This is a genomic window from Nostoc flagelliforme FACHB-838, assembly GCF_014698065.1.
GTDB lineage: Bacteria > Cyanobacteriota > Cyanobacteriia > Cyanobacteriales > Nostocaceae > Nostoc > Nostoc flagelliforme_B.
Genome location: NZ_JACJSI010000293.1, coordinates 1 through 7417 on the forward strand (window position 1 = coordinate 1; position 7417 = coordinate 7417).

Sequence of the window (7417 nt, forward strand, 5' to 3'; positions counted from 1 at the left end):
ACTCTATTGCCTGAATTACCTTCTGGCGTAAGTCGTAACTGTAAGGTTTTGGCATGAGCTTTCCTTGAGCTGAACGCTTCATCTGTATCTAGTTTTACTTTACTCACTAATTATACTGTTTGTCCTAACCGCCTTGGCGCTTGCTATAATTGTCCAGCATAGCACTCTACAAAAGGCAGAACTCCATAGTTTTTTATTATTTCAATACCCGGATGTTTAACGTTATTCTTTAATCGATTCTGTAAAATTAGCAACGTATTATCTAGCCCTTCGTGAATATCAACACTTTTTCTTTCTGCTTCGTCAAGACGAGAAAAGTTTCGTAACGACAACACAATTTCAGAGATCCGTTCGGCTCCCATTTGCATTGAATTTAGAATTTTAGGCAAATCATCTACTAAAAAATCTAAATCTATTTCTTCAATATAGTATTGAATTTCTGGTACAGGATGAGTATAAAATTCCTGATAAAGATGCACTAGCCTCAATAGAGACAGTGTATATTCTTTTGTATGTTTCAAATTTCCATAAATAAAGTTAACAGGGTTATTAATCTCGTGAGCAACTCCTGCAACTAACTGTCCTAGACTGGACATTTTTTCAGCCTGGACTAATTGAGCCTGGGTTTGTTGTAGCTCCTTAAGGGATGTTTCTAATTTTTTAGATTGTGCTTCTGCTATTTCTGCCAACTTCTCCTTGATTTCCAGCGCACTTTGTAGTTGTGCCCTTTGCTGCTTAAGCTCATTAGTTAATTTTTTAGCATCAGACAAAGCAGTATTCTGGGCTTTTAGTAGAAAAAGAAAATCAATAATTGGGTCGTGAATTGCAAAATCTTTGAGTTTGATACCCAGAGGAGCAAGGCTATCTGTCTCTGTAATCCAAGCAGAACCTAAGAAAAAGATTACCTCCTGCTCTGCCTGATACATCATTTGACCCTTAAGCTGCATTCCATTGGGGAGAAACTCTAATATGAAAAGAGCGCGGGATTGTTTATTAATAACATCAAACTCAATTGGAATTTTGGGACGATTAATCCAAAAATTCTGGTTTATTAATTGACCAACTAGTGTTTCAGGACTAATACGCTCTAAAACATCACCAGCTTGTACAATTTCCAGATTACGGTTAAACGCAAAGTGAAAGGGAAAAGCTTTCATCAGCAATTCTGCTGAGAGAGGTAAGTAAGGAGATGCCATCCTGCTACACTCAATTTGGTTTATAAATCACTAAAAATTCATCACATTCAGCATCTTCATCTCGTGTCTGGGTTTGAGTAATCTCAACTTTTGTATCAAATCTTGCTCCCAATCCTTTAACTAGACCCAGAATCATCGGCGATAGCCCCTCTCTACTAGAGCGATAGTGTAAGTTCAAAGAATTTTCTTCCATATCAGTACACTCAAATGATGGAGGCTGGAGTTTAGGAAAGCTCACACCCACACGAGCATGAAGATTGTCAAGGTTTTCTAAAAACTCTGGGAGCGTATCCCCGCTCATATCCATCATTTCGCCATAGCCTTCTTGGGCAGTGTACTGAACCCAGAATTCCCCAAATGCTTGCATAATCTCTGCGGACGATAAACTCAAAATTACACTCGCAGCTTTTACTAGGCGATGAGTAATGTCATCGGGATAGCTTTCCATACTAAGGAAAACATCTACATTTACCTCTGCTTTGTGCTTAATTTGTTTCCAAATTTGTTCACTATATCCACTGCATACCATGTCTTGAATCGCCTTATTTACTAACCCGTACATGGAAGCCTCCTTTTGCTACACCTAATTTTGTTTTATAAATATGACTGCAACTTGACATCCAATGCCCTAAAAGGGTGTATCAGTTACTAATTTTTCTGTAGCAACTTTTAAGCTAATCTAGCCTACAGATTTAAAAAAAGTAAAACTTAGGGCAACTACTATATATTATATCGATACATTAGAGAATACTTACTACCGTATTATTACTTATGCTGGTTGTTAAAGCCTAAGAAGGCTCGTAAGGCGTATCGGCATTAAACTTGCCCGAAAATTTAAAAAGCAATCTGTACCTGGCTTTGAGATAGCGAAGTGGTAGCGAGTCTTCTCATATCAAAGACGCTATTCCCGTTCGAGCGTTAGAGAAAATGGGGCAGGCTTCATACCCAACCGATAAATTTTTTGCCTCAGATGCAGGGTTTGCCTAGTGTGGCAAGCTAGGGCGTGTTTTAGAACTAGTACATTGAAAGGGACAGCAATGTTTAAATTTTAATCTTATGGCTTTGGTTTTTGTTTAAACACCCAAAAGACAATTTAGCATCCGTAATGTGGCTGCCGCGGCATAATTACGCCGTGTACCAAGATTAGGAGAAAAGGCATTTCCAGTTTCGTTGAGGGGAGTTGCAACACCGCAGTAGACAGACATCTCTGTAATTGTTTTTCCCACCCAATGATTAGATATATCACTGAACGCTATTGGTTGCTGCAAGTTTCTCATACCTGAAATTCCTCCGCCCTCCAGGGCATACTGAATGGCTTTACTATTCATAGAGGCATTCGATTTGTTGCTGAATAAAATTATCCGTTTTCAGATGATATTGGAGTTTAATCCAGTTAAAATTATCACCTTTCATATACTTGTGTAAAATAAAAATGTAGCAAGCTTTATAGCAATTATTTGCGCTAAAAATGCATATTAGAGGTGAAGCCGTGATTTCTGAAAATGATGATTCAATTGATGCAGTCAACGAACTGTTGAGAAAAATCTCTATTAAAGAAACTCAGTTAAAAATAGCTCAAGAGTCTAATCTTATTCACACTGCTGAACCCGGATTTCTCACCACACATCGAATGGAGGAGTAATGAGTAGTAAGTAAGGAGTTATGAGTAAGGAGTAAGAAGTTATGAGTTTAAAATTTTACTTATTACCCATTACTTATTACTCATTACCCATTACTTATTACTCATCATCAAACACAAAGGAGCTTGTGAGAAATGCGGGTGAAGCCTTAGAAGATCAACTATCCCAATTCTTCAAGAATTGGAAGATAGTTCAGACACACAATTGCAGTCACTGATGAGCTTGTGAGATACTTACGACGGTAACTGAAATTCGCGGCATAACGGCTGCGATCAGAGGTTGCTAAAAACTCGAACTCAGCACGAGCGGCTTTCTTCAATCCGCTACACTGCAATTGTTAGACATCAGAAATGAACAAACTAACACTTTTACTATCATCAGATAGTTTAATCATTCGCTCAAAGCTTAGTCCTAGTTTTTTAAGCAGCTTTGCTGAACCATAATTGTCCGGTGTAGTGATAGCGATAATACGAGTTAAGCCAAAGGTTCTTCTCCCATACATCATAACAGCACAAGCAGATTCATAGGCGTATCCTTTTCCCCGGAACTTAGGAAGAAAGGCAAACCCAACATCTACATCTTCCAAGGAGTCTCTTTTTATCAAACCACAAATTCCAATTGAGACGCTCTTCCCCTTTAGCTCAACCAAATACAGTCCGAAGCCGAGACGCTTGTACATAGCAACCGGATTCTTCAAAATATATTCACGAGCATCATCAAGAGTTCTCACACCTTTATCACCAATAAAGCGCAACCACAAAGGGTCATTCAATATCTCAAGAATGAACTCGCTATCTTCAACACTCAGCCGACGAAAAACTAAACGCTCTGTTTCAATAACTCTCATAGTCGAACACCTTGTTATTGATGTCTAACTATTTATTATATGAACGTGGGATAGAACATAATTTATAACTACAAGAAATAAGATAGGGAACTTTTAAAATGTTGTCCCCTGGTTTATATAGAAGTTCGATATGTACTATCCTTCAGTTAGAGTTTTGTGTTTTACGCATAAATAACGAAACATATTGAAACTGCCGTTACACAAGAGTTAAGCGCCAGCATCAACACCACCCCCGATGTAACTCAGGCAGATGTGTGTAAACCAATGGTTTACATTTTTCACCCTGCGATATATCGTCAACACCTCTAATAACTCTACACAGGGGCAATTGTGTGCGATGGCGTACCCGTCCACCTTCTTGCGATCGCCTAGCTTGCGGCTACTACCGGGTATCTCTGCATAGAGAAGATTTGGGGGACTGGTCGGAACTTGGGGTGCTGGGGGTTCTGTCGGGGTTACAGCAGGAATTCTATCGAGGGCGGTTGGTGGCGGGGTTGGTGGCGGTGGGGTCAGGCTGACGGTGGAGTGTCTTGTGGGGGGGAGGGGTGGGCGGTTGGGTTTCGTTGGGAAACTTGCTTTCAGGTATGTTTCGTGCTTTATCTAATCCTTCCACATTATCCCAGTTTGTATGCTTATCCCAGGTAATATTGAGAAGGTTAGTGCCATTCGGTCGCGGATGCTTTGAGGCTGACAAGATAATATTTTTAATCTTTAATTCCATTTGATTTGCGTTCTCTCATATCGCTTTTAGTCTAAACTCCAGTTCCGAACACCATCCCAGATAGTCTCACATTCCCGTTGAAGGTCAGCAATGCCATAGACTTCTGCTTCTGACTTCATCAGCCAATAATTCATCGATATAGATTAGGTAGTATGCCTAAGCCAGGAAGGGGAACTGCTGCGTTGCGGTGAGTTTAGTGGCATAGATTTTTAAAATTTCCTTACTTAACCTTACTTAATCTTAACCGACTTTTTTGTAGCTGAATTTTATTGAATTAACCTCCTTAAATTATCCACATTTACATTTTTGAATTTAAAAGAGAACCTAGTAATAACCACTTTGTCACGACCAATGGAATTGGTCGAGTACTAGGTTACTAAGAATGGAATAACTAAATTCTTCAATTAAATTGAAGATTATTACTATCATTTGGAGATCAATTATGAATATTAACCTAAAAAACTTCTTCCGACGAGCTAAACTTTATACAGCAATTTCTGTAACATTGCTATCTACTAACGCAGCAATTTCTGCACCAGCATTAGCAGATATATATACCAATTTTTCAGGAAATACATGTCGTGCTCAAGCGGGTTTTAATGCATCCAATCTAAGTCAATACAAGTTGGAGGTTGCAAATGAATTTTATAATGGAATAATAGGAGTTATTTGCCCTATTACTAAGTCTGAAAAAGATGCCGATCCCTCACGAACATCTACTTATCTCTCGGTGCAATATCATAATTTCTCTCTGACTGGCATTACGCTTAATTGCCACTCAACAGCAACAGACTATTACGGAAACTTGATCGATCAAAAAAACATACAACCAATTGTACCTGTAGGAAGAGGCTATATTAGTATGACTCTTAAGAAAGGAGATGTTTATGGTCTCATGTGCAATCTACCTAAAGGAATAGGTATTGTTTCTTATTCTATAGCTTACTAAACTGACGTGAGTTCGACGGAGCTAAAAAAGGGCAGGAGATACAGCAGGTAACTGTTTTGGGTAAATGTCAATAGATGGTTTTTGAGGTAAATAAGTATAAACAGTTAAACTAGCCATCAAATTGACCAAAAAGTTAAATGAACTACGATGCCCTTGAGTGTTCTATTTGACAGATGTTTTTGAGATGATCATTCACCGACTCAATTACAGATCGCCTGCGTAACAGGATTTTATCAATCACTTTAAGCAGGCGATTTTTCATGTTCTTCTAGATTTTGTGATTAATTTTAAACCTCGCTCATATAACTCCTCAAATAATTTTTGTGACTTACTGCGACGTTCTCCTGTCATTGGTGGTAGTTCTGGTGTTTGCTGCCATAAGTCTTCCCACTGCTTACAGAAGTCATCTAGATCGGAGAATATTTGTGTAATGTCGAGGCGAGGCGGCGAGAAGCTCTTCTTGAGCCTTCTCCAAAGGATACGAAGGCAGCTTCAGGCGATCGCTCTGGTGTAATGCGCTCCCAAATTAAGGCTTAATTCCCTTAACAATACGCCTACTGGGAACAAGACCCCTGGCTTGTTGTATTGCTCCTTGCCACACAATAAGCTGTTAACGTGGTTCTAGCTTAGTCATCGGTCGGACTTGGCGTTCGCTAGTCGGCAGAATGTGATCCAATGGATCACATTCTGCCACCAAATTCTCAAAAATAACCGCAGAAAAGCATGATCACTGCAATATGTGCGATCGCCTTAGCCATCATACATTTGTTTTCAGGTAAACTACAATTTATTAGAGCTAAACCGCGTAGTCGTTGGCTCTCATTTGGCAGTGGGGTATCTGTCGCTTATGTCTTTGTCCACATTTTGCCAGAACTGAGTAAAGCCCAAATAACACTTCAAAGCAGTTTGAATACTGGACTTGCTTTTTTAGAGCATCACGTTTATTTAGTGGCACTTTTAGGTTTAGCAGTGTTTTATGGCTTAGAACGATTTGCAAACAAGTCGCGTCAACGCAATCAAAAAGCAGGCAAGGGAGATGTTACTGCTTTAGACGTTTTTTGGATACATATTGCTTCTTTTGCTGTTTATAACGCCTTAATTGGCTACTTGTTAGTACACCGAGAAGAATCAAGTATCAAGAGTTTATTGTTCTATTCTTTTGCGATGGCACTGCATTTTGTAGTCAACGATGATGGTTTGCGCGAAAACCACAAACAAATATATGATCGGATTGGGCGGTGGTTGTTAGTAGCTGCAATCATTGTTGGTTGGGTAATTGGCATTGGCACAGTAATTCATCAGGCGGCTGTTGCGGTTCTCTTCGCCTTTTTATCGGGAGGTATTGTACTCAATGTCCTTAAGGAAGAACTACCAGAAGAGCGAGAGAGTCGCTTTTGGGCGTTTGCATTAGGTGCGTTCGGCTACGCAATTCTTTTATTAGCTCTTTAATTATTCAATGTCTCATCTTTGAACATATTACTTAAAAAACTTAGTAACAATAATGTCAAAATAAGCATCGCAAAAGATATCCAGTTAAATTCAATACTAAATCCTTTTTTGTTAGTTATCCAACGGAAAATTCAGAAAGAAGTATTACTGATAATAAATGAAGGAACTTCTCAGGTTTTCAATACTTGAGTTATTAAAAAGTTAGAAAATAGGAAGTAACTAATATTGATATAGCAGTCCTAAATCATTTGTGAAAATTCTATATCTCTTTTTTCTTTCTTCCCTTTGTGTCCTTGGCGTTCTTGGCGGTTCGTTTCCTTATCTATCTTTTTCACGACTCATTTAGGATTGCTATATGCGACCAGTTGCTACAGTGAGAAGCTATAACGATTGGTGATCACAACTCATCTCTGAGCCAACTGAACCCAGTTCTCAACGCCGCCTCTACCGTGTAATAAATCTTTTGTTCTCTGAATATGCCACCTGTGCGGCTGATGATACAGGATTCCCAGCATTGAGCAGGTGTGTAAAAAACTATTAGAGTGCTGCCTTTAATACAGATAACTTCTTAGAGGCTGTTTCTAAATAAATTTAAAGGGTATGAATGCGGTAATT

General features: G+C 39.0%; 9 protein-coding genes and 2 pseudogenes. 4 read left to right on the forward strand and 7 right to left on the reverse strand.

From position 1 onward, the window contains the following. Positions 1 to 146: 146 nt before the first annotated feature. From H6G97_RS41205 to H6G97_RS51665, 3 genes and pseudogenes are all read right to left on the reverse strand, one after another. Positions 147 to 1196 (reverse strand): annotated as a pseudogene (locus tag H6G97_RS41205) (sensor histidine kinase); the annotation flags it as partial. Between the two features lie 10 nt (positions 1197 to 1206). After that, positions 1207 to 1758 carry a heme NO-binding domain-containing protein gene (locus H6G97_RS41210; RefSeq protein WP_190737934.1) on the reverse strand — a complete coding sequence of 184 codons (552 nt, stop codon included), beginning with the start codon at positions 1756 to 1758 and terminating at the stop codon, positions 1207 to 1209. Between the two features lie 511 nt (positions 1759 to 2269). Further along, the gene (locus tag H6G97_RS51665) at positions 2270 to 2524 is read right to left on the reverse strand and encodes a hypothetical protein (RefSeq protein WP_199350025.1); all 255 of its coding nucleotides are present in this window, start codon (positions 2522 to 2524) and stop codon (positions 2270 to 2272) included. Between the two features lie 140 nt (positions 2525 to 2664). Here H6G97_RS51665 and H6G97_RS41220 point away from each other — a divergent pair, with 140 nt between their 5' ends. Further along, positions 2665 to 2838: a hypothetical protein gene (locus tag H6G97_RS41220; protein ID WP_206759156.1), complete on the forward strand. Its 174-nt coding sequence runs from the start codon at positions 2665 to 2667 to the stop codon at positions 2836 to 2838. 158 nt (positions 2839 to 2996) lie between these two features. Here the strand turns inward: H6G97_RS41220 and H6G97_RS41225 are convergent, their stop codons facing one another. After that, the gene (locus tag H6G97_RS41225; RefSeq protein WP_190946371.1) at positions 2997 to 3155 is read right to left on the reverse strand and encodes a hypothetical protein; all 159 of its coding nucleotides are present in this window, start codon (positions 3153 to 3155) and stop codon (positions 2997 to 2999) included. An 18-nt stretch (positions 3156 to 3173) separates the two neighbouring features. Then, positions 3174 to 3683 carry a GNAT family N-acetyltransferase gene (locus tag H6G97_RS41230; RefSeq protein ID WP_190946372.1) on the reverse strand — a complete coding sequence of 170 codons (510 nt, stop codon included), beginning with the start codon at positions 3681 to 3683 and terminating at the stop codon, positions 3174 to 3176. 332 nt (positions 3684 to 4015) lie between these two features. Between H6G97_RS41230 and H6G97_RS41235 the strand changes: the two genes are divergently transcribed. After that, positions 4016 to 4201, forward strand: coding sequence for a hypothetical protein (locus H6G97_RS41235; protein WP_190946375.1), 186 nt, complete (start codon positions 4016 to 4018; stop codon positions 4199 to 4201). A 229-nt stretch (positions 4202 to 4430) separates the two neighbouring features. Here H6G97_RS41235 and H6G97_RS41240 read toward each other — a convergent pair whose 3' ends face one another. After that, positions 4431 to 4523, reverse strand: coding sequence for an EVE domain-containing protein (locus tag H6G97_RS41240; RefSeq protein WP_277883420.1), 93 nt, complete (start codon positions 4521 to 4523; stop codon positions 4431 to 4433). A 323-nt stretch (positions 4524 to 4846) separates the two neighbouring features. On the opposite strand from H6G97_RS41240, the gene H6G97_RS41245 reads away from it, so the two are divergent. Continuing rightward, positions 4847 to 5353 carry a hypothetical protein gene (locus H6G97_RS41245; RefSeq protein WP_190946373.1) on the forward strand — a complete coding sequence of 169 codons (507 nt, stop codon included), beginning with the start codon at positions 4847 to 4849 and terminating at the stop codon, positions 5351 to 5353. A 21-nt stretch (positions 5354 to 5374) separates the two neighbouring features. Here the strand turns inward: H6G97_RS41245 and H6G97_RS56275 are convergent. After that, a pseudogene (locus tag H6G97_RS56275) lies at positions 5375 to 5698 on the reverse strand (transposase); the annotation flags it as partial. Between the two features lie 378 nt (positions 5699 to 6076). Here H6G97_RS56275 and H6G97_RS41255 point away from each other — a divergent pair. Then, the gene (locus tag H6G97_RS41255; protein ID WP_190946374.1) at positions 6077 to 6802 is read left to right on the forward strand and encodes a hypothetical protein; all 726 of its coding nucleotides are present in this window, start codon (positions 6077 to 6079) and stop codon (positions 6800 to 6802) included. The last annotated feature ends 615 nt before the right edge of the window (positions 6803 to 7417 follow it).